The following is a 26,427-nucleotide window of genomic DNA, read 5'->3' on the forward strand; positions in this document are numbered from 1 at the left end:
TTTATTAGGAGCAAGTAAATGGCCGTCCAACAAAATAAGAAGTCGCCGTCGAAGCGCGGTATGCATCGTTCGCACGACTTTCTGACCAATCCTCCGCTGGCAGTGGAACCGACCACCGGTGAAGTGCACCTGCGCCATCACGTGAGCCCGAACGGCTACTATCGTGGCCGCAAGGTGCTGCCTTCCAAGGGCGAATAAGTTTTAGACTGAAAACATACGCGCCGTCTCGTCATAGAGGCGGCGTTTTGTTTATGGATATTACCGTCGCAATTGACGCCATGGGTGGCGATCATGGCCCCCATGTTACCGTTCCTGCTGCGCTTCAGGCGCTCAAGCAGAATAACGAAATCAATATCGTCCTGGTCGGGCTCACCGACGCCATAGAATCCGAGTTGCGGGCTCATGGCGCCAAAGTCAGCCCTCGTCTGCGCATTCATCACGCCAGCGAGGTCGTCAACATGGACGAGCCCCCGCAAAGCGCGCTTCGCGGCAAGAAGGATTCGTCCATGCGCGTCGCCATCAACTTGGTGAAAAGCGGGGAGGCGAGCGCCTGTGTGAGTGCCGGAAATACCGGCGCGCTGATGGCAATCGCTCGTTTCGTGCTGAAAACCCTGCCGGGGATTGATCGCCCCGCTATCGCGTCGACACTGCCTACTCAAAAAGGGCAGGTGTACATGCTCGATCTCGGCGCAAATGCCGATTGCACGGCGGAGCACCTCCTGCAATTCGCAATCATGGGCGCGATGCTCGTGTCCTGCGTTGAGCACAAGGAACGTCCCACCGTCGGCCTGCTGAACATCGGCTCCGAAGACATCAAGGGCAATGAAGTGGTGAAGCAGGCGGGCGAATTGCTGCGGGCCAGCCATCTCAACTTCTATGGCAACGTGGAAGGCAACGATATTTACAAAGGAACGACCGATCTCATCGTCTGCGATGGCTTCGTCGGCAATGTGGCACTCAAGACCTCCGAAGGCCTTGCTCAAATGATGGGTCGCTTCCTGACGCTGGAGTTCAAGCGCAACGTTTTTACCAAGCTGACGGCACTGGTGGCGATGCCCGTGCTGCGCGCTTTCAAGCGACGTCTGGATCCACGGCGTTATAATGGCGCAAGCCTTCTCGGTCTGCGCGGCATCGTCGTGAAAAGTCACGGCGGTGCGGACAGCTTCGCTTTCCAGCACGCCATCGATACCGCTATCGAAGAAGCCCGTAGCGGCGTATTGCGCCGCATCAGCGAACAGTTGGCGATAGAACACATGCAACCCTCAACTCCTACAAAGATACCTGCATGACCTATTCCCGAATTGCAGGGACGGGCAGTTATCTGCCCGCTAAAATACTTACCAACGCCGACCTCGAACGCATGGTCGAGACAAGCGATGAGTGGATCGTCGCTCGAACCGGCATCCGCGAGCGGCATATTGCAGCCGACGGTGAATTCACGAGCGATCTTGCCGAAAAGGCTGCTCGCAATGCTATCGAGGCCGCGAGTATTGCACCTAGCGAGATCGATCTCGTCATTGTTGCCACGACAACGCCCGACCGTATTTTTCCTAGCGCGGCCTGTTTTCTTCAAAGCAAGCTTGGCATTGCCGGCTGCCCCGCATTCGATATCCAGGCGGTTTGCAGCGGCTTTGTTTATGCCCTGGCAACCGCCGACCAGTTCATCAAGAGCGGCGCCGCCAAATGCGCGCTTGTGGTGGGCGCCGAAACCATTTCACGCATCACCGACTGGAGCGATCGCAGCAATTGCATCCTGTGGGGCGATGGCGCGGGCGCGGTGATTCTCAAGGCAAGCGAAGAACCCGGCATTATTTCCAGCCATTTGCATGCGGATGGCACGCACGCCAATTTGTTGCATGTGACCGGTGGTCCTTTGCATCAGGGCGATAAGCCCTCCATTCAAATGGAGGGTAACGCGGTGTTCAAGGTGGCGGTGAATACGTTGGATGCCATCGTTGACGAAACACTGGGTGCCAATGGCATGGAAAAAGCCCATGTCGACTGGCTGGTTCCTCACCAGGCCAATATCCGTATTATCCAGGCAACTGCGAAAAAACTTGGCATGGGCATGGAGCGCGTGGTTGTTACCGTGGACACGCATGGCAATACTTCGGCTGCCTCCATCCCGCTGGCGCTGGATGTGGCGGTGCGCGACGGGCGTATAAAGCGTGGCGAAACTGTGTTGATGGAAGCCTTTGGCGGCGGTTTCACCTGGGGCTCCGTTTTACTCAAGTACTAGAGATCAAAATACATGAAATTCGCATTCCTTTTTCCCGGCCAGGGTTCTCAATCGGTCGGCATGATGCAGGGTTTCGGCGACCAGCCGGTCATCCGCGACACCTTCACCGAAGCTTCCGACGTGCTCGGCCAGGATTTGTGGCGCATGGTCACGGAGCCTAACGAAGAGCTTAATCAGACGGCCAATACCCAACCTTTGATGCTGACGGCAGGAGTCGCCGTGTGGCGTGCATGGCTGGAGGCTGGCGGAGCCCGGCCATCCGTGATGGCAGGCCATAGTCTGGGCGAATACACTGCGCTGGTAGCTGCCGGCGCGTTGGAGTTTTCCGCTGCGCTGCCTCTGGTGCGCTACCGCGCCGAGGTCATGCAGGGCGCAGTTGCCGAAGGTGTCGGTGCCATGGCGGCAATCCTGGGTCTGGATGACGAAGCAGTCCGCGCCGTATGTACCGAGTCGGCGCAAGGCGAAGTGCTGGAAGCCGTCAATTTCAATTCGCCCGGCCAGGTAGTGATCGCAGGTCATAAGACGGCTGTAGAACGGGGAATGGAAGCGGCGAAGGCGAAAGGTGCGAAGCGTGCCTTGATTCTGCCGGTGAGCGTGCCGTCGCATTGCGCGTTGATGAAGCCTGCCGCGGATAAGCTGGCGGTTTACCTGGAAAGCGTTGCGGTGAGTGCGCCGCAGATTCCCGTGCTGCATAACGCGGATGTTCAAGCGTATTCCGATGCTCAAAGTATCAAGAACGCTCTGGTGCGCCAGCTTTACAGCCCGGTGCGCTGGGTGGAGACCGTGCAGGCCATTTCGGCGCAAGGCATTGCCCACGCGGCGGAGTGCGGCCCCGGCAAGGTGCTGGCAGGCCTTAACAAACGTATCGTGGCAGATATGACCTGCTTCGCGCTGACCGGCATCGAGGCTGTCAGCGAAGCAAAAAACCAGTTGAATGCATAAAGAGGGAATCATGCAAGGTCAAGTAGCTCTCGTGACGGGCGCCAGCCGTGGTATCGGCGCTGCCATCGCACAATATTTGGGCAAGCAGGGTGCGGCCGTCATCGGCACTGCCACCACGCAAAACGGTGCGGATCAGATCGGTGCCGCGCTTCAGCAAACCGGTGTCAAGGGTGTTGGCATGGCGCTGGACGTCAATGATGCCGCGCAAGTCGAGGCCGTGCTGAAGCAGATCGCGGAACAGTTTGGCGATATCTCCATATTGGTGAACAATGCCGGTGTGACGCGCGATACATTACTGATGCGCATGAAGGAAGATGATTGGGACATGGTGCTTTCCACCAATCTCAAGTCGGTATTCCGCCTGTCGCAGGCAGTGTTGCGTCCGATGATGAAGGCGCGTTATGGCCGTATCATCAATATTTCTTCCGTTGTGGGTCATTCCGGCAATGCCGGTCAGACCAATTACGCTGCTGCCAAGGCCGGCATGACCGGTTTTACCAAATCGCTGGCACAGGAAGTCGGCAGCCGCGGCATTACCGTCAATTGCGTTGCGCCTGGATTTATCGATACCGACATGACGCGCGAGTTGGCGGAAGAGCAGCGCACTCGTCTGTTGCAACAGATTCCGCTGGGCCGCCTCGGCCAGGTAGAAGATATTGCGGCAGCCGTGGCGTTTCTCGCTTCACCTGCTGCCGGGTATGTTTCCGGTGAAACGCTGCACGTTAATGGCGGCATGTACATGGCGTAATACGCCGCTTTTTTGAATTCCTCGGGAGTTTTGCTAGAATAGCCCGAGATTTTTTGCTGTAATCATTAGACCAAGGGGAAACAAATGTCCGATATTGAACAACGCGTCAAAAAGATCGTTGCCGAACAACTGGGTGCCAACGAAGCCGATGTGAAGAACGCATCCTCCTTCGTGGACGACCTCGGCGCCGATTCGCTCGACACCGTCGAGCTGGTCATGGCGCTGGAAGAAGAGTTCGGCTGCGAAATTCCTGACGAAGACGCAGAAAAGATCACTACCGTCCAACAGGCGATCGACTACGTCAACACCAACGTCAAGTAATACCACACACTTCTCTTTTCTTTTCTCGGAGTTGCCTTGTCCAAACGTAAGGTAGTCGTTACCGGCCTTGGGATCATTTCACCGGTCGGTAGCAGCGTGGCGGAAGCCTGGTCCAGTATCCTTGCCGGTAAATCTGGTATTACCAACATTACTAAATTTGATGCTTCCGCATTTGCTTCGCAAGTCGCGGGCGAGGTCAAGGGTTTTGATGTGGATCAATATCTTTCGCCGAAAGAGTCGCGCCGGATGGATACATTCATCCAGTACGGCCTGGCGGCTGGGATACAGGCAGTTCGGGATGCAGGGTTGGAGGTTACCGATGAGAACGCCGAACGCATTGGCGTCAGCATCGGTTCCGGTATCGGCGGTCTGCAACTGATCGAAGATACCGATCAGGTCTACCGGGAATCAGGTCCGCGCAAAATTTCGCCGTTCTTCATTCCCGGGACCATTATCAACATGATCTCGGGCAACCTGTCGATCATGTACGGATTCAAAGGCCCGAACATTGCCATCGTGACGGCCTGCACCACTGCAACGCATGCCATCGGCGATGCGGCACGCCTGATCGAGTACGGCGATGCCGATGTCATGATCGCCGGCGGTGCCGAAGCGGCGATCACTCGGTTGGCGGTTGGCGGTTTTGCCTCTGCGCGTGCGTTGTCGACGCGTAACGACGATCCTGCTACGGCCAGCCGTCCATGGGACACAGACCGCGACGGGTTCGTGATCGGCGAAGGAGCAGGCGTGCTGGTTCTGGAAGAGTACGAACACGCCAAGCGTCGTGGTGCCAGGATTTATTGCGAACTTGCAGGGTTCGGCATGAGTGCCGATGCCTACCACATGACTTCTCCCAGCGAGAGCGGGGAGGGGGCGGCGCGCTGCATGCGCAATGCCATGAAAAACGCTGGCATCAATGCCGACGAAGTCGATTACGTGAACGCCCATGGCACCTCCACGCCGGCGGGCGATGTGGCTGAAACCCAGGCGGTCAAGGGCTATTTAGGCGACCATGCGAAGAAGGTTGCCGTCAGTTCCACCAAGTCGATGACTGGTCATTTGCTGGGAGCGGCGGGAGGAATCGAGGCGGTATTCTCTGCTCTGGCCATACGCGACCAGGTAGCGCCGCCGACCATCAATATCTTCAATCAGGATCCGAAATGCGATCTCGATTATGTGCCCAATGTTGCTCGCAATATGAAAATCGATGTGGCCATTTCCAATTCGTTCGGCTTTGGCGGAACGAATGGCACCCTGGTTTTCCGTAAGGTATAAAACGACAAGGCTATCCGCGATAGCCTTGTTTTATGCACATCTGCAAGCATGCGCGCCTGATTTCAGGGCTCATTTGGACAGAAATGGCCGGGAAATTGCAACATATTGAATTAAAAGGGATTTAATATGTGCGCAAATAATATCCAGCAGGAAAAATATCAATTGGAATGGGCAGTTAGCTGCTCTATCCGTATCCTATCCACAGAATTATCCACAGCTTTTGTGGAGTGCTCCGAAAGCCCGCTCCAGCGGCTTTTTTCGTGAGATGGCGGCTAACGAGATGCAGAATCGTTATCTGATCAACGGCAAATCCGAAGGATGCCTGACGCCGTTCGATCGCGGATTCGCATACGGGGACGGCGTCTTTCGTACGCTACGTGTCAAAGATGGCACGGCTATCGGTTGGAGCAGGCATTATCTGAAGCTTCGCGATGATTGCAACGCAATAGGCATCGTCTGCCCCTCCGAAGACATTCTGTTATCCGATATGGCACTCTTGTTCGAGGACGGAGGCAATGGCGTAATCAAGATCATCGTGACACGCGGCGAAAGCGCCCGCGGTTATGCAGTTCCTGCACTGGCACAGCCAAACCGGGCGATCCTGCGCTCTGACTTGCCATCCTATCCGGAAAAGAATTTTACCGAAGGGGTCAGCCTTCATTTATGCCGCTTGCGGCTGGCAGCCCAGCCGTTGCTGGCAGGCATCAAGCATCTCAACCGCCTGGAAAATGTTCTGGCACGCATGGAGTGGAATGATCCGGCCATTACGGACGGACTGCTGCTTGATCAGTCCGGGAATGTCATTGAGTGCACTATGAGCAACGTTTTCATGCGTCACGGAAATCGATTGTCTACGCCCGATCTCAGGCATTGCGGCGTATCGGGGCTCACGCGTGAGCGCATTCTTGAAATTGCGCCCGGCCTGGAATTCGAATGCGCAATCGCCACCTTCAACCTGGATACATTGCTTGGTGCGGATGAGGTTGTTATTTGCAACAGCCTTATTGGTGTCTGGCAGGTAAGGCAGTTGGACGAACACCGTTGGCAGGCGGGGATGCTGGCAAAACAATTACAAAACTTGCTGAATGAATAAACAATGCGGTTACTCAATAAATTTCTCATGCTTGTCCTGCTTGCCATTATTGCGATGGCAGGATGGGTCATCTATTTTGCAAAGCAACCCGTCAATCTGCCTACAGCTTCGTATGATTTGGTTCTGAAGCATGGCTCCAGTCTGCGCGGCATTGCACAGCAAATGGTGCGCGAAGGGATTCTGGCCGAGCCCTGGACCTTCATTTTCCTGATTCGCGCGCAAGGCCTTGCCGGCGACATCAAGGCCGGCAATTACGAACTGCGCGCAGGCATGACCAATTACGATCTGTTTCTGATGATTACCGATGGCATCACCAGCCAGCGCAGCATCGTATTCATCGAAGGCTGGACATTCGCACAAGTACGCGAAGCCCTGAATCGGCATGAGGATGTGCGCCATCTTTCCATGCCCATGACAAACGAGGAAATTCTCAGGCAAATCGGTGCAACGGAGAATGTGGCTGAAGGACTGTTTTTTCCGGATAGTTATTTCTTCGACAGCGGCATGAGCGATCTGGATATCCTGAAACGGGCGTATGAAACCATGCAGCGCAAGCTTGCCAAGGCATGGGAAGGCCGTGCGCCAGGATTGCCTTATCGCACGCCTTACGAGGCCTTGATCATGGCTTCCATCGTCGAAAAGGAGACCGGGCTCGCCAGCGAGCGGCCGATGATCGCCAGCGTCTTCCTGAATCGCCTCCGGATTGGGATGCGCCTGCAAACCGATCCCACAGTCATTTACGGACTGGGCGAGACTTTTGATGGCAATCTGCGCAAGCGCGATCTGCTGCAGGACAACGAATACAATACCTACACACGGAGCGGCCTGCCGCCGACGCCCATTGCGATGCCGGGAATGGCGGCTATCGAGGCCGCGTTGCATCCGGCGCAAAGCAAGGCGCTCTATTTCGTCGGCAAAGGCGACGGCAGTCATGCATTCTCGTCCTCACTGCATGAGCACAACAGGGCAGTAACCCGTTATCAACTGAGAAGAAACTGATCGTGACAGCTGGAAAATTCATTACCCTGGAGGGCGTGGATGGTGCGGGCAAAAGCACGCACATCCCCGCAATCGCCCGGCTGCTGCAAGCGCGCGGCAAGGAAGTGCTGCTGACCCGAGAGCCAGGAGGAACCCCTCTGGGCGAAAAGCTACGTGAATTGCTGCTGCACGAGAACATGCATCCTGAAACCGAGTCCATGCTGATGTTTGCCGCCCGGCGCGAGCACATCGAGCAGGTCATTCGTCCGGCGCTGGCGCGCGGTGTATATGTTGTTTCAGATCGATTTACCGATGCCAGTTTTGCCTATCAGTGCGGTGGGCGTGGCGTATCGACTGCCAAGATTGGGCAACTCGAACAATGGGTGCAAGGCGATTTTCAGCCGGATCTCACGTTGCTGTTCGATGTACCGGTGGCCGTGAGTACCCAGCGCTTGGCAGGAGCGCGTAACCCGGATCGTTTCGAGCAGGAAGGCGCAGATTTTTTCGAACGCATACGCAATGCCTACCTCGCACGGGCCGGGCAGTTTCCGCAAAGATTTCGCGTCATCGACTCCGGAAAGCCCATACCTGAAATTCATTATGAACTTGAAGAAATTCTTTCAATAGTATGATTTTATGATTATTTACCCATGGCATAACGAGCTCTGGCAGCAACTGATCGGCATGCGCAGCCGCATGCCGCATGCTGTGCTGCTGCAAGGTCGCATGGGTATCGGCAAGCTGGATTTTGCCCAGGCATTGGCAAGTGCCTTACTGTGCGACCGCCCATTGCCGGACGGTCATGCATGTGGCAATTGCGATAGCTGCAACTGGTACGCCCAGGGCAATCATCCGGATTTGCGAGTTCTCGAACCGGAAGAAAGTGCAACTAACGGCGCGGACGAAGAGGCGACTGAAGGCAAGTCTGCCAAAAAGTCGCAAATCATCTCGGTCGATCAGGTGCGCAATCTGGCGGAGTTTCTTGGTCTGTCCAGCCACCGCGCGGGTTTGCGCATCGTGCTGCTGCACCCAGCCGAAGCACTGAACGCAGCTTCGGCGAACGCCTTGCTCAAGATGCTGGAGGAGCCGCCGCCGGAGGTGCTTTTCGTGCTGGTAACGCATAATCCCCAGCGGCTCCTGCCGACGATACGCAGCCGCTGCAACAAGATCGACATGCCTTTTCCCGAGCGCAGACTGGCCGAAGAGTGGTTGGCCGGGCAGGGCATCCAGCATGCTGCGGAGCGGCTATCGTATGTCGGCGGAGCGCCATTGCTGGCCCTCAAGGTCGAAGAGGGCGCGGAGAAGAGGCTGGCGGACTTGCATCGGGAGCTGCATCGCGGCGGTCGCATGGACCCATTCGCATCCGTAGCGCTGTGTATCAAGGAAGGTATTACCTATACGGTCGAGGCGTTGCAGAAATGGACGCACGATCTCCTCAGCGCTCACCTGACCGGCGAAATCCGATATCACGCGCTACAGGCGGCATCTTTGCAAGAGTTGGCCAAAGGGGTAGACTTGCCCAAATTGCTGGATTTTCAGCGTCTTTTGAACGAGGCGCGCCGAAGCTCGCAGCATCCGCTCAACGCAGAGCTGCAAGTGGAAAGCCTGATGATTCAGTACACTCAATTGTTTGCGACACCCACTAAACCGTGAGCGAAGATATTTCCGACCAGAAACCTGCTGCAAGCGTCCCCAAGCCCGGGGTTCTTTCTCTTGCCATCAAGGAAAAAGCGGCGTTGTACGCTGCCTATATGCCGTTCATCAAGGGCGGCGGTCTGTTCATTCCAACCAACAAGACCTACAGGATGGGTGAGGAAGTCTTCATGCTGCTCAGCCTGCTCGATGATCCGAACAAGCTCAAGGTGGTGGGCAATGTGGCCTGGATTACCCCGGTTACACAGGGTGGACGCCCGCAGGGCATCGGTGTGCAATTCAACCCGCAGGACGGCGGTACCGAAGCGCGTAACAAGATCGAAGCTTTGCTGGGTGGGGTGCTCAAGTCGTCGCGCCCGACCCACACCACGTAGTTTCTCAACGTTTTTCTTTTAGTTCTTATCACATCATGCTGGTGGATTCGCACTGTCATCTTAATTTTCCCGATCTTGCCGCCAATTTGCCGGCAGTGCTGCAAGCCATGCGCGATAACGGAGTCGGCCATGCCATGTGCATCGGCGTGACGCTGGAAAAATTCCCGCAAGTGCTGGCAATCGCCGAGGCGCACGAAAACATTTACGCCACGGTTGGCATCCATCCCGATAACGAGGATGTGGAAGAAGCCGACGTGGATCGGCTGGTCGCGCTGGCCAATCATCCCAAAGTGGTCGGCATCGGCGAAACCGGACTGGATTATTTCCGCCTTACCGGCGATCTTGAATGGCAGCGCGAACGCTTTCGCACACATATTCGCGCCGCCATCGCCAGCGGAAAGCCATTGGTGATTCATACCCGCAACGCCGCCGAAGATACCTTGCGCATCATGCGCGAGGAGGGGGCCGAGCGCATCGGCGGCGTGATGCATTGCTTTACCGAAAGTCAGGAAGTGGCCGAGCAGGCGATGGGGCTGGGCTTCTATATTTCGCTTTCCGGCATCGTCACGTTCAAGAATGCCGGAGCGCTGAAGGAAGTGGCCCGGAACATTCCGCTGGACCGTATGCTGGTCGAGACCGATTCGCCTTATCTCGCGCCCATCCCTTATCGCGGCAAGACCAACCAGCCGGCTTACGTGCGTTATGTGGCCGAGCATGTCGCGGAGCTGCGCGGCATTACGCCGCAAGAAGTCGCTGAAGCAACTACCCGGAACTTTTTCCGTCTGTTCAAACAGGCAAAACCATGCAACTGACGGTGCTGGGCGTTGGTTCGAGCGCCGGTACGCCGGTCATCGGCTGCGACTGCAAGACCTGTGTATCGACTGACCCCCGCAACAAACGCACGCGCTGTTCCTCCGCCATTACCTTGACCAGTGGTGAAGTCATCCTGATCGATACCGGCCCTGACCTGCGGCAGCAGGCCTTGCGCGAGCAGCTGCGTCGTGTCGATGCGGTGCTTTATACCCATACGCATGCAGATCATTTGAATGGCATCGATGACCTGCGCAGCTTCTGTCAGTTGAACCGCCGCCAGATTCCGCTATATGGCAGCCTCGATCATATGGGTCATATCAGCGCGCGTTTCGGATATACCTTGCGCGAGCCGAGTGATTACTGGGATTTGCCGGTACTGAGCACCAATCAGGTCGATGCACCATTTGTGCTGTTCGGCCAGGAGATCATACCGGTTCCGGCCAGGCACGGTCGAGCCATCGTGTACGGGTATCGCATTGGTAACATGGCTTACCTCACCGACGTTTCGGAAATCCCGGAGTCTTCGCTCGAATTGCTGACCGGCCTGGACGTATTGCTGCTCGATTGCCTGCGCTACAAACCGCATCACACGCATATCAATCTGGAGCAGAGTCTGGTTTACGCTGAGCGTATCGGAGCCCGGCAAACCTATCTGATCCATATGACACATGAACTCGAATACAACGAAGTCAGCCAGACGCTACCCTCGAACGTTCATGTTGGGTACGACGGCTTGCAGCTGGACATCGCCGATGGCTGCAAGCTTGATGCATAAATGCGATAATCACCCGCTTAGAAACGCAAAGGAATCCCGATGACCATCAGTAAATTGATTGCCGCCTGCCTGACCGCCACCATGCTGCTCGCAGCGCCGGCCTGGGCGGAAACCAAGTCCAAGGCCAAAACCTATGATGAAGAAACCTTCATTCGCCTGCTCAGCAACAAATCCAAGAAGCAGGTCACGGATATCATCGGCGAGCCGGCCCGCAAGCAGCTCTCGATCAAGCCGACCAATGCCGAAGGTGTAATCGGCCGTCCGCTGGACAAGTCGAGCAAGCCGGTCAATATCGAAATGTGGTACTACACCAATATCGTTCGCTACGATAACAAGCGTACTTACAAGACGACCGAGTTGACCTTCGTCAACGGCCGGTGCAGCAATATGGCGTTCTTCAATAACCAGTAATACCGCCATACCAATCGCACATCAAAGGGGCTTCGGCCCCTTTTTATTTTTCTGCCTGGCACCCCCTGGAAAACTTTATTCCAGGCATGCGGTCTCGATATGTAGTCATCCTCGTCTGTCATACAAACAACCAATCAGATTGCGCACTGGTTTTTTCAGGGAGCACGCATGTTTGAAGACGACCCCCTCTGGTACAAAGATGCCATCATCTACGAATTGCACGTCAAGGCGTTTTACGACAGCAATAACGACGGTATAGGCGATTTTCGCGGACTGATCGACAAGCTCGATTACTTGCAGGATCTCGGCGTCAATACGCTGTGGCTGTTGCCGTTCTATCCTTCGCCGTTGCGCGATGACGGCTACGATATCTCCGACTACCGCAATATCCACCCCGATTACGGGAGCATGGCCGATTTCCGCCAGTTTGTGCGCGAAGCGCATCATCGCGGGCTCAAGGTGATCACGGAACTGGTGATCAACCATACTTCAGACCAGCATCCCTGGTTTCAGGCCGCGCGCAATGCGCCGCCGAAGTCGATGAAGCGCAATTACTACGTATGGAGCGACGACAACAAGAAATTTCCCGAAACCCGCATCATTTTCACCGACAGCGAGAAATCCAACTGGGCATGGGACGATGTCGCCAAGGCCTATTACTGGCACCGTTTTTTTTCGCACCAGCCCGACCTCAACCACAATAATCCGCATGTGATGCAGGCCATGATGCGCGTGATGCGCTTCTGGTTCGATGCCGGCGTGGACGGCGTGCGCCTGGATGCGGTGCCTTATCTGTGCGTACGCGAGGGCACCAATAACGAAAACCTGCCGGAGACGCATGAAGTCATCAAATACATGCGCGCCGAGCTCGACAAGCATTACAAGAACCGCATGTTTCTCGCCGAGGCCAACCAGTGGCCCGAGGATGTGCGCGATTATTTCGGCAACGGCGACGAATGCCATATGGCATACCACTTCCCGCTGATGCCGCGCATGTACATGGCCATCGCGCAGGAAGACCGCCACCCCATCGTCGAGATCATGCAGCAGACACCGGATATTCCCGACAATTGCCAGTGGGCGATCTTTCTGCGCAACCACGACGAGCTGACGCTGGAAATGGTCACCGATAAAGAGCGTGACTACATGTACCAGATGTATGTTACCGACATGCGCGCGCGGGTCAATGTCGGTATCCGGCGGCGGTTGGCGCCGCTGATGGATAATGATTACGACAAGATCCGGCTGATGAATAGCCTGCTTTTGTCGATGCCGGGCTCGCCCATCATTTATTACGGCGATGAGATCGGCATGGGGGATAACTATTATCTCGGCGACCGTAATGGCGTGCGCACACCGATGCAATGGAGCCCGGACCGCAACGCCGGTTTTTCCCGCGCCGATCCGCAGCGGCTGTATCTATCGCCGATCATGGACGCGGTATACGGCCTTCAGGCGATCAACGTCGAGGCGCAGGTGCGCAACCCCTCGTCGCTGCTCAACTGGATGCGGCGCATGCTGGCGATACGCAAGAGCCACCAGGCGTTCGGACGCGGCTCCCTGGTGTTTCTGCGGCCCGGCAACCGCAAGATCATCGCCTATCTGCGCATATATGGCGACGAGGTCGTCATGTGCGTTGCCAATCTGGCGCGGGCTCCGCAACCGCTTGAGCTCGATCTCGCGCTCTACAAGGGCCGCGTGCCGGTGGAAATGCTGGGCCGCACGGCATTTCCACCCATCGGCGAATTACCTTACATGCTGACTTTGCCCGGCCACGGTTTTTACTGGTTCCGTCTTGCCACGGACGAAGCCGGGCCGGATTGGTTGCAGGATCGCGTGGCGCAGGAGGAATTGCCCTTGCTCGTGCTGTTCGACGGCTGGCGAAGTTTCTTCCGCGACCGTGTCGTGCCGTGGCGAATTGCGATGTCGGAGCAATTGCGCGCCAAATTCGAGCAGGAAACGCTGCCTGAGTTCATCGTCTCCCAGCGCTGGAGCAACATCCCCGTCGAGCGCGCGACACTGATCGATTACACCGAATGGAGCCATGAGGAAAACCAGCGTCTGCTGGCGATTTTCCGGCTGGATGATTCAGGCGATAACGGCTTGTACTTTTTGCCGCTGGCTCTCAACTGGGAGCGCGGTGACGAAACCCTGCAGGCGATGCCGGCCACGACGATTGCACGCGTGCGCCATCAGGCGCGCGTTGGGGTCATCGCCGATGCTTTCTCCGATGCGTCGTTCTGCCGCGAGATCGTGCAGGCGCTAGGGCAGGGGCTGACGCTCTCCAGCGAACAGGGGAATATCCGCTTCATTCCATCCGAAGCTTTTGCGCGACTGGGCGAGCTCGATGTCTCAGCCTTGCCGGTGAAACCGCCGAAGGCACAAGGAGGCCATAGTACTGTCGCCATCGGCCAGACGCTTTTTCTGAAAGGCTATCGTCACCTGCATGCCGGGCTACGCCCGGCGATTGAACTGGGGCATTTCCTGACGCGGCGGGGCTTTCCGAATGTCGCACCTACGCTGGGTACCGTCGAATATGTCGACCATCAGGGCAGCCAGACGGCGCTGTGCCTGCTGCAGACCTACGTGGAAAACCAGGGAGATTTCTGGGGGTACACGCTGGATTACCTGGCGCACTTTTTCGACGAGTCGCGCGCTTCGAACAGTCTCAATACTGCGACGGAGATCGTCCATCACGCCTACTGGGTGTTGTTGCGCACGCTGGCCGAACGCACGGCCCAACTGCATCGCGCACTGATGGACGACAGCGATCAGGACTTTTCTCCGGAGCCCGTTTCGCAAGAGGATGTGGAACAGTGGAAAGCCTCCATCCTCGCGGAAGCCGCGCAGACGCTGGAACTTTTATCTGCGCGCCGCTCTAACCTGACGGGTACCGTACGCAAAGATGCGGATGCCTTGCTCGCGCATCGCAGGAAAATCGAAGACCGGATCGTAAGCCATGCGACGACTCCGAATGCGGTCACCAAGATTCGCTGCCACGGCGATTATCACTTGCGCCAGGCACTGATCAACCAGAACGACTTTGTGATCACCGATCTGGAGGATGAGCCGGTCCGGCCGTTTGACGAGCGTCGGCGCAAGCAGCCGCCGATTCGGGATGTCGCCCATATGCTGCAATCGCTGCATGCTGTCGGAAATACGGCACTCACGGCAGCCAGTATCGAACGCCCGGACAGCACTGCGCAGCTCGAATCGCTTGCAGGTCTGTGGGTTGATGAGGCAAAGCGTGTTTTCCTCGCCGAATATCATGAAAAAACCAGAGACATGAATCTCTTGGGCGCGCCGGAAGATCTGCGGGGCCTGCTTGAGCTTTTTCGGATCGAAAGAGCTTTTCGTGAGTTGCGCAGCGATATCGAGTTGCATTCCGATGTTACGGGGGCGTCGGCGCGCAGCATCATGCAGCTTACCAACACAATCACGGGAGGAGAGAAATGAACCAGATCGATATCATGCTGGAACCCGTCAGGGCGGTGCTGTTGCAGTTTGGCGCGTTTCTGCCTAGATTGCTGCTCGCTGCCATCATCCTGCTGATCGGCTGGATATTCGCCAAAGCGATCCGGCTGATCGTCATCAAGGCGCTGCGAGCCGTCAATTTCAATGTGTTGACCGAGCGTGCCGGTATCGACCGCTTCCTGCATCAAGGCGGCATCGGGACCGACATGGTCGGCATACTCGGAGCGCTGGTTTACTGGCTGGTGACGCTGGCCGTGTTGATGATCGCGTTCAACAGTCTGGGCCTGACGAATGTCACTGAATTGATCGGCCGCGTCGCGCTCTTTATCCCCAAGGTCATCGTCGCCGTACTGATACTGGCCTTCGGTGCGTATTTCGCCCGCTTTATCGACAACACCATCATCGCCTACGGCAAAAACGTGGGGCTGGAGGATGTCGAGTTTCTCGGGCGTTTTGCGCGCTATGCGGTGCTGATTTTCGTTGTGATGATCGCGCTGGAGCAGGTGGACGTTGCCTCCGAACTGGTGCGCCAAAGCTTTCTCATCATCCTCGCCGGCGTGGTATTCGCCCTGGCCCTGGCATTCGGCCTCGGCAGCCAGCATCGAATAGCCGAACTGCTGGAGAAATGGTGGCCTGCGCATCGGCCTGGACAGAAAAACAAGGAATGAATACACGACATGAGATACCAGCACGTCATGCCTTTCGGGACGCAAGTGCTCGACGATGGCCGGGTGCGTTTTCGCCTGTGGGCGCCCGGCTCTGAAAAAGTATCGCTCTGCATCGAGCAGGGCGCGGGCGAACTCAGCCTTCCCATGGAAGCCCAGCCGCAAGGCTGGTTCGAATGCATTACCGACCGGGCGGGTGCCGGCACGCGTTATCGCTATCGGGTGAGCGACGAAATGCGCGTCCCGGACCCAGCCTCGCGCTATAACCCCGGCGATGTTCATCAGGCCAGCGAGGTTGTCGTGCCGCAGTCGTTTACCTGGACCGACACGCACTGGAAAGGCAGGCCGTGGGAAGAAGTAGTGCTGTACGAATTGCATGTCGGCACGTTCAGCCCGGAAGGCACTTTCAAAGGTGTCAGGGACAGGCTGGATTACCTTGTCGAACTGGGCGTAACCGCCATCGAACTGATGCCTGTCGCCGATTTTCCCGGCGAGCGTAACTGGGGTTACGACGGCGTGCTGCTGTTTGCGCCCGATCACCGCTACGGACGCCCCGAAGACCTCAAGGAGCTGATCCAGAGCGCGCACGAAAAAGGGCTGATGGTGTTTCTCGACGTGGTCTACAACCATTTCGGGCCGGAAGGGAATTATCTTCATCTGTACGCTCCGCCATTTTTCAAGGACGAACATACGCCCTGGGGCGTTGCCATCAATTACGACGCGGTCCACAGCCGAACGGTACGCGATTTCTATATCCACAACGTGCTTTACTGGCTGGACGAGTATCGCTTCGATGGGCTGCGCCTGGATGCGGTGCATTCCATCCTGGACGACAGCAGCCCGGATATTCTCGACGAGATTGCCGAGGCCGTGCGAAACGGACCGGGGCAGGAGAGACATATTCATCTGGTGCTGGAAAACGACAACAATGAAGCGCGTTATCTCGGGCGCCCCGGCCGCTTTGACGCGCAATGGAACGACGACATCCATCATGCGCTGCATGTGCTGCTGACCGGCGAGAGTGGCGGATATTATCGGGATTACGCGGATAACCCCATGCGGCACCTGGTGCGCTGCCTGACGGAGGGGTTTGCCTATCAGGGCGAAACCTCCCTGCATCGCAATAACGAAAGGCGCGGCACCTCCAGTGTGCATCTGCCGGCCACGGCTTTTGTATCGATGATTCAGAACCACGACCAGGTTGGCAATCGCGCTTTCGGCGAACGCCTGTCGATGCTTGTCGATCCGCGCCCGTTGCGCGCCGCGATTTCGGTGATGCTGCTGGCGCCGGAGATACCCTTGCTTTTCATGGGAGAAGAGTTCGGCGCGCTCACGCCATTTCTTTTTTTCTGCGACTTTGGCCCGGAGCTCGCGCAAGCGGTTACCGAGGGCCGGCGGAAAGAGTTTGCAAGGTTTCCTGCATTCAGTGATCCTGCAGCGCGAAACAGCATTCCGGACCCCGGCCATCCCGACACTTTTCAGCGCTCGAAGCTGGATTGGCACAGTTGGGCGCAGCCCGAGCATCAATCCTGGTTCGAACTGTACAAAACGCTGCTCGGTATCCGCCGCGAGCATCTCGTGCCGCGCCTGCGTGGCCTGGAAGGCGGCAATTCGACCGTTCGGGTGCTGGGGGAGCGCAGCGTAGCCATCGAATGGCGCCTGGGTGACGGCAGCCGATGGACGCTGCTCGCCAACCTTGGAAAATCGGCCATCCTGGATATGGCCGTACCGGATGCCCCCTTGCTGTTCGCAAGCGAAGACGATATCGCCGCATCCCTCACTACAGGCACACTGCCGCCCTGGTCGGTCGCCTGGACTCTGGAGAATACAAAAAATGAATGATCAGCAAACCATGCTCAACCGCCTGTGCGTGCTTTCCGGCATCGGCCTCGATTACACCGACATCTGGGGCAATCCGCATCCCATCAGCGAGGAAACCCAATTAGCGCTGCTCGGCGCAATGGGTTTTGCCGTCGCTACCCCGGATGAAATCAGAAGTTCACTGGATGCATTGGAAAATCGTTGCTGGCGCAGCGCTTTGCCTCCGGTCAGGGTAGTGCGCGAGCAGAAAACGCCTTATGCGATTCCGGTAACGCTGCCCGAGCATCGCACGGATGAACTGACATGGTTATTGATATTGGAAAACGGCGAGCGGCATGAGGGACGTTTCCGGCCCACCGATCTGCAGCGCGAAGAGCAGTGTCAGCTCGGTGACACAACCTTCGTGCGCTATACCTTTCTGCTGCCTCGTCAGCCCGGATGGGGCTACCATCGACTCGAGCTCCATGGCATCGACGAACCTGCGGCGATGATGCTGATCGTTACGCCGGACACCTGCTTTCGCCCGGCAGCAATACAGGGCGAAAACCGCGTCTGGGGCACGGCTGCCCAGCTCTATAGCCTGCGCTCGCAGCGCAATTGGGGCGTGGGCGACTACAGCGACCTGAAGGCCGTGGTCGAGTTCTGCGCAGAGCAGGGCGCAGGTATCGTTGGCGTGAGTCCCATTCATGCGCTGTTTCCGGACAACCCCGAGCACGCCAGCCCATATGGGCCGTCGAGCCGCCTGTTTCTCAATGTGCTTTATCTCGATATCGAAGCCATTCCCGATTTTGCGGAATGCGACAACCTCGTCAGGCAGGTGCGGGCGGATGCCTTCCAGGCGCAATTGCGGGCCTTGCGAGCCGAGGAAATGGTGCAATATGCCGCCGTAGCGGCGCTCAAACTGCCGGCTCTCGAAAAGCTTTACGCACATTTCCGCAAGCATCATCTGGAGCGCGACACCGACCGCGGCCGCGCTTTCCGCGCTTTTCAGGCCGAACGCGGCATAGCCTTGCATCGCCAGGCGTTGTTCGAAGCCTTGCAGGCATACTTCAAAGCCAGGGACGCCTCGGTCTGGGGCTGGCCTGCATGGCCGGAAGCCTATCGCGATCCGGAATCTCCCGAAGTGGCGCGCTTCCTTGAAAAAAACCGCGAGAAGGTCGAGTTCTACGCCTATCTGCAATGGCAGGCGCACCTGCAACTGGCCGCCATCGGTCGGCGCTCGTGGGAGCTGGGGCTGGGCGTCGGCCTGCTGCTCGATCTTGCCGTCAGCATCAGCCGCGGAGGCGGGGAAGGCTGGGCCAACCAGAAGCTGTACGCCATCGGTGCCAGCGTCGGCGCGCCGCCGGACGACTTCAGCCTGACCGGCCAGGACTGGGGGCTGCCGCCTTTCATCCCGCACGCGCTGACCGAGGCGGCTTATGCGCCTTTCATCGACACCTTGCGCGCTGGCATGGTCGATGCCGGCGCACTGCGCATCGACCACGTGATGGGGCTATTCCGGCTGTTCTGGGTGCCGCCGGGCAAAAGCGCGGCAGATGGCGCATATGTCTATTATCCGTTTGCCGACATGCTGGGCATTTTGGCGCTCGAAAGCCAGCGCAACCATTGCCTGATCGTCGGCGAAGACTTGGGCACGGTGCCCAACGAGGTGCGCCATGAGCTGGAGAAGCTGGGTGTGCATTCCTACCGTCTGCAATATTTCGAGAAGGACTGGAATATCGGTTCCTTCAAGGCGCCCAACGAATACCCGGAGCAGGCGCTGGTAGCCGTGACCACGCATGACCTCGCCACTCTGGCCGGGTTCTGGCAGGGCCGCGACCTGGAAGTCCGCCACACGCTGGGGCTGTTTCCTTCGGAAGAAAGCCGGGAGACGCAAATCGTGGCGCGGGCGCAGGATTGCGCGCGGCTGCTCGTTGCGCTGGAAAGGGAAGGGCTGCTGCCGCAAGGCTCGCCGCCGCATCCAGTCTCGGTGCCTGAAATGTCGCCCGAATACGCCCAGGCAGTGCATGCCTATCTTGCGCGCACGCCATCCAGACTGATGCTGATGCAGCTCGAGGACATGCTGGGGCAAATCGATCAGGTCAATCTGCCCGGCACGAGCGAATCGCAATATCCCAACTGGCGTCGCAAGTTGTCGCTCAATATCGAGGAATGGCGCGGCGATCCGCGGGTGCAGGGACTGACCGAAACCCTGCGGCGCGAACGCGGAACTTCGGTGCAGCCGCAGCCTCCGCCGCGCAGCGAGGAAAACAGCACTGTCACTTTTTGGCGCATACCGCGCGCCACGTACCGCCTGCAATTCAATAGTCGTTTTACCTTTGCCGAAGCCGCGCTGATCGTCGATTATCTGGATCAGCTCGGCATCAGCCATTGCTATGCGTCGCCTTACCTCAAGGCGCGGCCCGGCAGCCCGCACGGCTACGACATCATCGATCACAATGCGCTCAACCCGGAAATCGGCAGCCAGGAGGAATTCGAGCATTTCGTTGCCGAGCTCAAGACGCACGACATGGGCCAGATTCTCGATATCGTGCCCAACCACATGGGCGTGATGGGTTCGGATAACAGTTGGTGGCTGGACGTGCTGGAAAACGGCCCGGCATCGGTTTATGCGCAATATTTCGATATCGACTGGTTTCCGGCGACCGAGCAGTTGCAGGGCAGGATACTGCTGCCGGTGCTGGGCGAACATTACGGCACGATACTCGAGAGCGGCGAGCTCAGGCTGGTGTTCGACGCCAATCGCGGCGAATTCAGCGTGTTTTATTACGAGCATCGTTTCCCGGTCGATCCGCGCGAATATGCATACATCCTGGGCTACGGCCTCGATAAGCTGGGCGCGCGGCTTGGAACCGATCATCCGCAGGTGCTCCAGTTCCAGAGCCTGGTGACCGCCTTCGGCCATCTGCCGGGGCGGCTGGAAACGGAACCCGAGAAAATCGCCGAGCGCAGCCGCGACAAGGAGATACTCAAACAGCACCTGGCCGCGCTCCATGCTTCCAGCGCCGACATCGTGCAATTCATCGACGATATGCTCGCGGAATTCAACGGCGGAGCGGGCGAGCTGGATCGCTATGAGCTGCTGCACAATCTGCTGAGTGCGCAGGCCTATCGGCTGGCCTACTGGCGTGTCGCGGCGGACGAGATCAATTACCGCCGGTTTTTCGATATCAATGACCTCGCCGCATTGCGCATGGAAAATGCAACGGTGTTCGAGGCCACGCATCGCCTGATCTTTCAGTTGCTGTCCGCGGGTAAAGTCGACGGCCTGCGGCTCGACCATACCGACGGCCTGTACGATCCTGTGCAATATTTTCATCGACTGCGCCAGATGGCGGCGGTCCTGCAGCCCCCCGGGGCGTCCGAAGAAACGGAAAGAATGCCGCTATACATAGTGGTCGAAAAGATACTCGCCGCACACGAGCATCTTCCCGAGCACTGGCCTATATCCGGCACCACCGGCTACGATTTCATGAACCTGTGCAACGGGCTGTTCATCGATTCCGCCGCCGCAGAAAAAATGGATCGCATCTATGCCGGATTCATCGAGCAAAAACTGAATTTCGATGAGCTGCGTTATGCCAGCAAGCGGCTGTTGATGCGCATCTCGATGACCGGCGAGCTTAACGTGCTGGCGCATCAGCTCGCGCTCATCGCACGGGCAGACCGAAGTACCTGCGATTACACGCTGAATAACCTGCGCTCGGCGCTGGCCGAAGTCGTTTCCTGTTTTCCGGTATACCGCACTTATATTTCCGCCGAACAGGTGTCGCCGGAAGATGTGCGCCACGTCGATTGGGCCATCGGTATCGCCAAAAAACGCAGCCAGGCCGCCGACCTCGGCGTATTCGACTTCATCCGCGACGTGCTGCTGAAAACACGCGCCGAAGGCAAGAACCAGACATATCAGGAAGCCGTAATCAGCTTTGCGATGAAATTCCAGCAATACACCAGCCCGGTGATGGCGAAAGGCATGGAAGATACATCGTTTTATCTTTATAACCGGCTGATTTCGTTGAATGAGGTTGGCGGGGATCCGAGCCGGTTCGGCGTGCCGGTCAATGCTTTCCACCGCATCATGCATGATCGCGCCAAGCGTTTCCCGCATGCGATGCTCGCTACCTCGACGCACGACAGCAAGCGATCCGAAGACGTTCGCGCCCGTATCAACGTGCTGTCGGAAATGCCCGACGAGTGGCAGGAGCTTGTGGCTCGCTGGAGCCGCATCAACCAGGGGCTGATCCGTACTGTCGACGACAAGCCCGCGCCCAGCCGAAATGACGAATACCTGCTATATCAGACGCTCATTGGCGTGTGGCCGCTTGAAGAACCGAATGTGGCTGGGCGCGCGGCACTATGCGAGCGCGTAGAGGCGTATATGCTTAAAGCCGTACGAGAGGCCAAGGCCTATAGCTCATGGATCAATCCCCGTACCGAGTATGAGGATGCCGTTACCGGCTTTGTACGCGACCTGATCGGTCGAACCGGCAACAAGCGTTTCCTGACGAGCTTTCTTACCTTCCAGAAGCGTATCGCCCGGCAGGGCATGTTGAATAGCCTGTCGCAGGTGTTGCTCAAACTGACCGCCCCCGGTGTGCCGGATATCTATCAGGGTACCGAAAGCTGGGATTTCAGTCTGGTCGACCCCGACAACCGGCGCAAAGTGGATTATCAAACCCGGCAGGCGATGCTGACCGCATTGCAGCAAGAATTTGAAGGGCCGCGTGAGGAAGTGGCCGCAAAGGCGCGCCATCTGCTCGATACTGCAAAAGACGGCCGCATCAAGCTTTATCTCCTCTGGAAAACGCTGATGCTGCGGAGACAGCACGAACTGCTGTTTCGCGACGGCGATTACCAGCCGCTCAAAGTCTCCGGGCGTCGCGCCGACCATGTCTGCGCATATCTGCGTCAACATGGCGGCCTGTCGATGATCGTGCTCACCCCGCGCCTGTTCCTGCCCTTGATCCGGCGCGAGTCGGGATTGCCGATAGGCCAGAATGTCTGGCGCCACACCTGGATCGAAATTCCCGGCACGTTGTCTGCATTTAAATGGCGTAATGTTTTTACCGAAGAGATTTTCGCTTCAGCCATGGCAGAAGATGGCGTAGTGATAGATCTTGCTTCTGTTTTCATGCGTTTTCCCTATGGGCTGCTGATATGCGGCGAGGAGTGACGAAACCGGTATTTCAAGGGTAGAAGGAGCAAACATGGCGCACTCAATCAAATACGCGTCTTTTCCAGGATCCGTTGTCATGCTCGGCTTCGGCAGTATCGGCCAGGCCATGCTTCCTCTGCTGTTCCGGCATATCGATATCGCGCCGCAACGCGTTACCATCGTATCCCGGAGTGAAGACAAAACCGGCATCGCCAAAAAGTACGGCGTGGCTTTTATCGCCCAGCCACTGCTGGAAGGCAATTACGAAACCGTATTGGAGCCGCTGGTAAAAAAGGGCGATTTCCTGCTCAACCTGTCGGTCGAGGTTGCCAGCCTTGCATTGATACGCTTTTGCCGACGGTGTGGCGCCCTCTACCTGGACACTTGCATCGAGCCCTGGCCGGGACGCTATACAGATCCCGCAGCATCGCCTTCACAACGTTCCAACTATGCCTTGCGCGAGGAAATCCTGGCTTACCGCCTGGACAAGCGCAACGATCCAACCGCCGTGATCACGCACGGTGCCAATCCCGGCCTTGCATCAATTTTCGTCAAGCAGGCCTTGCAGAATATTGCGGCAGATAATGGCCTGATTATTGAAAAACCTACCTGTTATGAAGAATGGGCCGAACTGGCCCGCAACCTCGATATCAAGGTTATTCATATTGCCGAACGCGATACGCAAATAACCGACAAGCGCAAGCAGCGCGATGAATTCGTGAATACATGGTCGGTGTCGGGCTTTTTGAGCGAGGGACTGCAGCCCGCCGAACTAGGGTGGGGGAGCCATGAAAAGCATTTTCCCGAGGATGGCGGCCGGCATGGGTTTGGGTCCGATGCAGCCATTTATCTGAATCGCCCGGGTGTGGGCACCCAGGTGCGCAGTTGGACACCGCTGGAAGGAAGTTACCATGGCTTTCTCGTTACGCATGGCGAATCGATTTCTATTGCCGATCATCTGACCTTGCGAGAAAACGGAGAGATTGTTTATCGCCCCACTGTGCACTATGCCTACCATCCCTGCGATGATGCCGTACTTTCGCTCCATGAGCTCGCGGGGAGAAACTGGCAACCTCAACGCGGCAAACGCATTCTGCGCGAGGAAATCATAGAGGGCGTGGACGAACTGGGAGTGCTGCTGATGGGCAACAGCAAAGGCGTCTATTGGTATGGCTCGCGCTTGAGTATCAAGCAAGCGCGCAAACTGGTGCCGCATAACACTGCGACCAGCTTGCAGGTGGTCGCGGGCGTGCTGGGCGGAATGGTGTGGGCGATCAAAAACCCGGATGCCGGAGCAGTCGAGCCCGACGATATCGATTACGAAGCAGTACTGGATATCGCAAAGCCTTATCTCGGCGAGATCGTCGGCGTATATGACGACTGGACGCCACTTTGCAACCGCAGCCCCTTATTCAGTGAACCCATGGATTCGGAAGACCCGTGGCAATTCGTCAATTTTCGGGTGGGCTAAAGCTAGATATCACTTTAAATATTTTATTTAACTAAATGTTACTTAAAAAAGAACTCGGTCTTATCGAGAATTCCTACTACGAGGCAAGCGTAGTTCGCCCGCCGCCTGCACCCGCGCTTTCCGAGCACGTGAATTGCGACGTCTGTGTCGTCGGGGCCGGCTATGCCGGAATATCGGCAGCATTGGAACTGGCTGAGCGCGGTTATTCGGTCGTGCTGCTCGAAGCCCAGCGGGCAGGTTGGGGCGCCTCGGGAAGAAACGGCGGGCAAGCAATCGTAGGCTTCGGCCATGCCGGAGAATGCGCCATCGAAAAACAGTTTTCGCCCGCAGAAGCCAGGCAAGCCTGGGATATCACGGTTGAAGGCCTGGCACTGCTGCGTCAGCGCATCGATCGTTATGCCATCGATTGCGACTACGCACCGGGCTACCTGAGCCTGTCCGTTCGCGAAAAAAAATCGCGCATGCTCGAAAAATGGGCGCGGCATGTCATGCAGGTTTATGAGTATCCATTGCAACTTATTGGTCCGGATGAGATTTCCAGCTGGATTGCCAGCGAACGGTTTCATTCCGGTGTGTACGATGCCAACTCCGGCCACCTGCATCCATTGAAGTATTGCCTCGGCCTAGCCGCCGCCGCGCGCAAAGCCGGCGTACTGGTTTTTGAAAACTCGCCTGTATACGTCATCCAGCGCGGGGAGAGGCCGGTCGTCAAAACGGCGCAGGGCGAAGTGACCTGCCGGTTTGTGGTGCTGGCCGGGAACGTCTACCTCGGCGAATACGGCGATGAAGTGGCGCCCGAGTTGACCGCAAGCATCGTGCCGATCGGTACCTACATGATTGCGACCACTCCCATGGGGAAAGCTCGTGCCGATGCATTGATGCCGCACCGTGCCGCCGTATCCGACACCAATTTCGTGCTCGATTATTTCCGGCTCAGCGCCGATCATCGATTGCTATTTGGTGCGGGCGATAGCTATAGCGGCAGCACTCCCCGCAATCTGATCGAACGTATCAGGAATCGCATGGTGGATGTATTCCCGCAACTCAAGGATTTATCCATCGAATATGCCTGGGGAGGATTTGTGGATTTAACCATGAACCAGGCTCCGGCTTTTGGCCGTCTGCAGCGAAATATCTATTATCTCCACGGTTTCTCGGGCCATGGGCTTGCATTGACCGGCATGGCAGGAAAACTGGTAGCGGAAACGATTGCGGGCCAGGCAGAACGCTTCGATCTTTTTACGCGCATCCGGCATTTGCCATTCCCCGGAGGAAAACTCATGCGCACGCCGGCACTCATGCTCGGTATGTGGTATTACCGCTTGCGAGACATGTTATGAAACGCAAGCGGCACATGCCTGCACGATGAATTATTCAGTGTCCACAGAATCCGGATTTCCGTAATGAATGATCGCCAGAAAGCGTATCGGCATCTGGATCAATTTTTCCGGACGGTGCGGCAGTTCTCCGCGAAAGGTCAGTGAGTCGCCGGGCTCCAGCACGAAGGATTCGCCTCCCACGCTGTATTCAACCACCCCTTCCAGCATGTAGATGAACTCGGTGCCGGGATGCTCGAAGGGCGGGAACTCCTCGTCCTGTTCCTCCAGCGACACCAGGAAAGGTTCGAAGACTTTCTGCGGCCCCTGGTCGTAGGCCAGTAACTGATAGGTATGTCCGCAACGGGTACCTCTGCGCACGACCTCCATTCCCTGGCCGTTCTTGACGAACTGCGCGCCGCCCGACGGTGCGTTGTAGTCGCGGAAGAGGCGTGAGAGGGTCACGCCGAGCGAGTTGGCCAACTGCTCCAGGGTATCGAGGCTGGTGGATGCCAGGCCATTTTCAATCTTGCTTAACATCCCGCGGCTGATACCTGCACGCTGCGAAATTTCGGCAATCGTCAGGCCGTGCTGTTGCCTGAGCTGGCGGATCGTATGTCCCAGATAGGCATCGAGCGTGTTGCCGGCAAGGGTGGCATTGGAGGGGACGGTCTGAAGCGAGGTTGTCATGGGCTACCTTAAAGTACGTAACGGTCTAATTCTACACAAAAAATTCACTTGCTCCCATCTTATGTTTCATTTTATTTAAAAATGTTTCACAAATTGTATTGACACCCGATTTTGGTTATGGATAAATAGCGCCTAATGTTTCATGTCATTAAATTAAGTTGATTGGTCGTGCGCTTGGTTTTATGGCAAATTGAAGAAAAAATACCTCAATAT

Annotated in this window: 22 protein-coding genes; 21 read left to right on the top strand and 1 reads right to left on the bottom strand. The window is 57.1% G+C overall.

The features are described 5' to 3' along the window. Window positions 1-18 precede the first annotated feature (18 nt). The 21 genes from rpmF to A7976_RS00885 all read left to right on the top strand — a co-directional run bounded on the left by rpmF (window position 19) and on the right by A7976_RS00885 (window position 25,548). On the top strand, window positions 19-198 hold the full coding sequence (rpmF, locus tag A7976_RS00785; RefSeq protein WP_067105810.1) for a 50S ribosomal protein L32: 180 nt from the start codon (window positions 19-21) through the stop codon (window positions 196-198). A 53-nt stretch (window positions 199-251) separates the two neighbouring features. Then, on the top strand, window positions 252-1,289 hold the full coding sequence (gene plsX / locus A7976_RS00790) for a phosphate acyltransferase PlsX (RefSeq protein WP_067105812.1): 1,038 nt from the start codon (window positions 252-254) through the stop codon (window positions 1,287-1,289). After that, window positions 1,286-2,239 carry a beta-ketoacyl-ACP synthase III gene (locus tag A7976_RS00795; protein WP_067105814.1) on the top strand — a complete coding sequence of 318 codons (954 nt, stop codon included), beginning with the start codon at window positions 1,286-1,288 and terminating at the stop codon, window positions 2,237-2,239. The genes plsX and A7976_RS00795 overlap by 4 nt, the downstream gene beginning before the upstream one ends. A gap of 12 nt (window positions 2,240-2,251) precedes the next feature. Continuing rightward, on the top strand, window positions 2,252-3,181 hold the full coding sequence (gene fabD, locus A7976_RS00800; RefSeq protein ID WP_067105817.1) for an ACP S-malonyltransferase: 930 nt from the start codon (window positions 2,252-2,254) through the stop codon (window positions 3,179-3,181). A gap of 7 nt (window positions 3,182-3,188) precedes the next feature. Next, complete coding sequence (gene fabG, locus A7976_RS00805; RefSeq protein ID WP_067107201.1) at window positions 3,189-3,929, top strand: 3-oxoacyl-ACP reductase FabG; 741 nt, start codon at window positions 3,189-3,191, stop codon at window positions 3,927-3,929. Window positions 3,930-4,013: 84 nt separating this feature from the next. After that, a complete protein-coding gene (gene acpP, locus A7976_RS00810; RefSeq protein WP_067105819.1) occupies window positions 4,014-4,250 on the top strand; it encodes an acyl carrier protein in 237 nt (78 codons plus the stop codon). A 36-nt stretch (window positions 4,251-4,286) separates the two neighbouring features. Next, window positions 4,287-5,525 carry a beta-ketoacyl-ACP synthase II gene (gene fabF / locus A7976_RS00815; protein ID WP_067105821.1) on the top strand — a complete coding sequence of 413 codons (1,239 nt, stop codon included), beginning with the start codon at window positions 4,287-4,289 and terminating at the stop codon, window positions 5,523-5,525. Window positions 5,526-5,805: 280 nt separating this feature from the next. Beyond that, window positions 5,806-6,618 (top strand): aminodeoxychorismate lyase, encoded by an 813-nt coding sequence (gene pabC / locus A7976_RS00820; RefSeq protein WP_067105823.1) that lies wholly within the window; start codon window positions 5,806-5,808, stop codon window positions 6,616-6,618. Between the two features lie 3 nt (window positions 6,619-6,621). Beyond that, window positions 6,622-7,617, top strand: a complete 996-nt coding sequence (gene mltG / locus A7976_RS00825; RefSeq protein WP_067105825.1) for an endolytic transglycosylase MltG — start codon at window positions 6,622-6,624, stop codon at window positions 7,615-7,617. 2 nt (window positions 7,618-7,619) lie between these two features. Further along, entirely contained in the window at window positions 7,620-8,228 is a 609-nt protein-coding gene (gene tmk / locus A7976_RS00830) for a dTMP kinase (protein ID WP_067105827.1), read from the top strand. Window positions 8,229-8,232: 4 nt separating this feature from the next. Next, window positions 8,233-9,249, top strand: coding sequence for a DNA polymerase III subunit delta' (gene holB / locus A7976_RS00835; protein ID WP_067105829.1), 1,017 nt, complete (start codon window positions 8,233-8,235; stop codon window positions 9,247-9,249). After that, window positions 9,246-9,623 carry a PilZ domain-containing protein gene (locus A7976_RS00840; RefSeq protein ID WP_067105831.1) on the top strand — a complete coding sequence of 126 codons (378 nt, stop codon included), beginning with the start codon at window positions 9,246-9,248 and terminating at the stop codon, window positions 9,621-9,623. Before holB ends, A7976_RS00840 begins: the two co-directional genes overlap by 4 nt. Before the next feature lie 35 nt (window positions 9,624-9,658). Further along, entirely contained in the window at window positions 9,659-10,435 is a 777-nt protein-coding gene (locus A7976_RS00845) for a TatD family hydrolase (protein ID WP_067105833.1), read from the top strand. After that, window positions 10,426-11,211: an MBL fold metallo-hydrolase gene (locus A7976_RS00850; RefSeq protein ID WP_067105835.1), complete on the top strand. Its 786-nt coding sequence runs from the start codon at window positions 10,426-10,428 to the stop codon at window positions 11,209-11,211. The genes A7976_RS00845 and A7976_RS00850 overlap by 10 nt, the downstream gene beginning before the upstream one ends. Before the next feature lie 39 nt (window positions 11,212-11,250). Beyond that, window positions 11,251-11,622 carry a hypothetical protein gene (locus tag A7976_RS00855; protein ID WP_067105837.1) on the top strand — a complete coding sequence of 124 codons (372 nt, stop codon included), beginning with the start codon at window positions 11,251-11,253 and terminating at the stop codon, window positions 11,620-11,622. Window positions 11,623-11,790: 168 nt separating this feature from the next. Further along, entirely contained in the window at window positions 11,791-15,078 is a 3,288-nt protein-coding gene (gene treS / locus A7976_RS00860; protein WP_067105839.1) for a maltose alpha-D-glucosyltransferase, read from the top strand. Beyond that, the gene (locus A7976_RS00865; RefSeq protein WP_067105841.1) at window positions 15,075-15,764 is read left to right on the top strand and encodes a hypothetical protein; all 690 of its coding nucleotides are present in this window, start codon (window positions 15,075-15,077) and stop codon (window positions 15,762-15,764) included. Before treS ends, A7976_RS00865 begins: the two co-directional genes overlap by 4 nt. A gap of 9 nt (window positions 15,765-15,773) precedes the next feature. Next, on the top strand, window positions 15,774-17,603 hold the full coding sequence (treZ, locus tag A7976_RS00870; protein WP_240483755.1) for a malto-oligosyltrehalose trehalohydrolase: 1,830 nt from the start codon (window positions 15,774-15,776) through the stop codon (window positions 17,601-17,603). Then, the gene (locus A7976_RS00875; protein ID WP_165601705.1) at window positions 17,596-22,755 is read left to right on the top strand and encodes a malto-oligosyltrehalose synthase; all 5,160 of its coding nucleotides are present in this window, start codon (window positions 17,596-17,598) and stop codon (window positions 22,753-22,755) included. Before treZ ends, A7976_RS00875 begins: the two co-directional genes overlap by 8 nt. A gap of 34 nt (window positions 22,756-22,789) precedes the next feature. Further along, window positions 22,790-24,208 (top strand): homospermidine synthase, encoded by a 1,419-nt coding sequence (locus tag A7976_RS00880; RefSeq protein ID WP_067105845.1) that lies wholly within the window; start codon window positions 22,790-22,792, stop codon window positions 24,206-24,208. A 35-nt stretch (window positions 24,209-24,243) separates the two neighbouring features. Beyond that, the gene (locus A7976_RS00885) at window positions 24,244-25,548 is read left to right on the top strand and encodes an FAD-binding oxidoreductase (RefSeq protein ID WP_067105847.1); all 1,305 of its coding nucleotides are present in this window, start codon (window positions 24,244-24,246) and stop codon (window positions 25,546-25,548) included. 30 nt (window positions 25,549-25,578) lie between these two features. Here the strand turns inward: A7976_RS00885 and A7976_RS00890 are convergent, their stop codons facing one another. Further along, on the bottom strand, window positions 25,579-26,214 hold the full coding sequence (locus A7976_RS00890; protein WP_067105849.1) for a helix-turn-helix domain-containing protein: 636 nt from the start codon (window positions 26,212-26,214) through the stop codon (window positions 25,579-25,581). Window positions 26,215-26,427: the final 213 nt, after the last annotated feature.

The organism is Methylobacillus sp. MM3, from assembly GCF_001645185.1.
In the GTDB taxonomy this organism is placed as follows: domain Bacteria; phylum Pseudomonadota; class Gammaproteobacteria; order Burkholderiales; family Methylophilaceae; genus MM2.

Coding starts and splice junctions, on each gene's coding strand:
- fabD (WP_067105817.1), top strand. CDS start 2,252: ATGAAATTCGCATTCCTTTTTCCCGGCCAGGGTTCTCAATCGGTCGGC.
- A7976_RS00865 (WP_067105841.1), top strand. CDS start 15,075: ATGAACCAGATCGATATCATGCTGGAACCCGTCAGGGCGGTGCTGTTG.
- A7976_RS00875 (WP_165601705.1), top strand. CDS start 17,596: ATGAATGATCAGCAAACCATGCTCAACCGCCTGTGCGTGCTTTCCGGC.
- A7976_RS00885 (WP_067105847.1), top strand. CDS start 24,244: ATGTTACTTAAAAAAGAACTCGGTCTTATCGAGAATTCCTACTACGAG.
- mltG (WP_067105825.1), top strand. CDS start 6,622: ATGCGGTTACTCAATAAATTTCTCATGCTTGTCCTGCTTGCCATTATT.
- plsX (WP_067105812.1), top strand. CDS start 252: ATGGATATTACCGTCGCAATTGACGCCATGGGTGGCGATCATGGCCCC.
- pabC (WP_067105823.1), top strand. CDS start 5,806: ATGCAGAATCGTTATCTGATCAACGGCAAATCCGAAGGATGCCTGACG.
- treZ (WP_240483755.1), top strand. CDS start 15,774: ATGAGATACCAGCACGTCATGCCTTTCGGGACGCAAGTGCTCGACGAT.
- treS (WP_067105839.1), top strand. CDS start 11,791: ATGTTTGAAGACGACCCCCTCTGGTACAAAGATGCCATCATCTACGAA.
- holB (WP_067105829.1), top strand. CDS start 8,233: ATGATTATTTACCCATGGCATAACGAGCTCTGGCAGCAACTGATCGGC.
- acpP (WP_067105819.1), top strand. CDS start 4,014: ATGTCCGATATTGAACAACGCGTCAAAAAGATCGTTGCCGAACAACTG.
- A7976_RS00890 (WP_067105849.1), bottom strand. CDS start 26,214: ATGACAACCTCGCTTCAGACCGTCCCCTCCAATGCCACCCTTGCCGGC.
- A7976_RS00850 (WP_067105835.1), top strand. CDS start 10,426: ATGCAACTGACGGTGCTGGGCGTTGGTTCGAGCGCCGGTACGCCGGTC.
- A7976_RS00880 (WP_067105845.1), top strand. CDS start 22,790: ATGGCGCACTCAATCAAATACGCGTCTTTTCCAGGATCCGTTGTCATG.
- A7976_RS00855 (WP_067105837.1), top strand. CDS start 11,251: ATGACCATCAGTAAATTGATTGCCGCCTGCCTGACCGCCACCATGCTG.
- A7976_RS00845 (WP_067105833.1), top strand. CDS start 9,659: ATGCTGGTGGATTCGCACTGTCATCTTAATTTTCCCGATCTTGCCGCC.
- A7976_RS00795 (WP_067105814.1), top strand. CDS start 1,286: ATGACCTATTCCCGAATTGCAGGGACGGGCAGTTATCTGCCCGCTAAA.
- rpmF (WP_067105810.1), top strand. CDS start 19: ATGGCCGTCCAACAAAATAAGAAGTCGCCGTCGAAGCGCGGTATGCAT.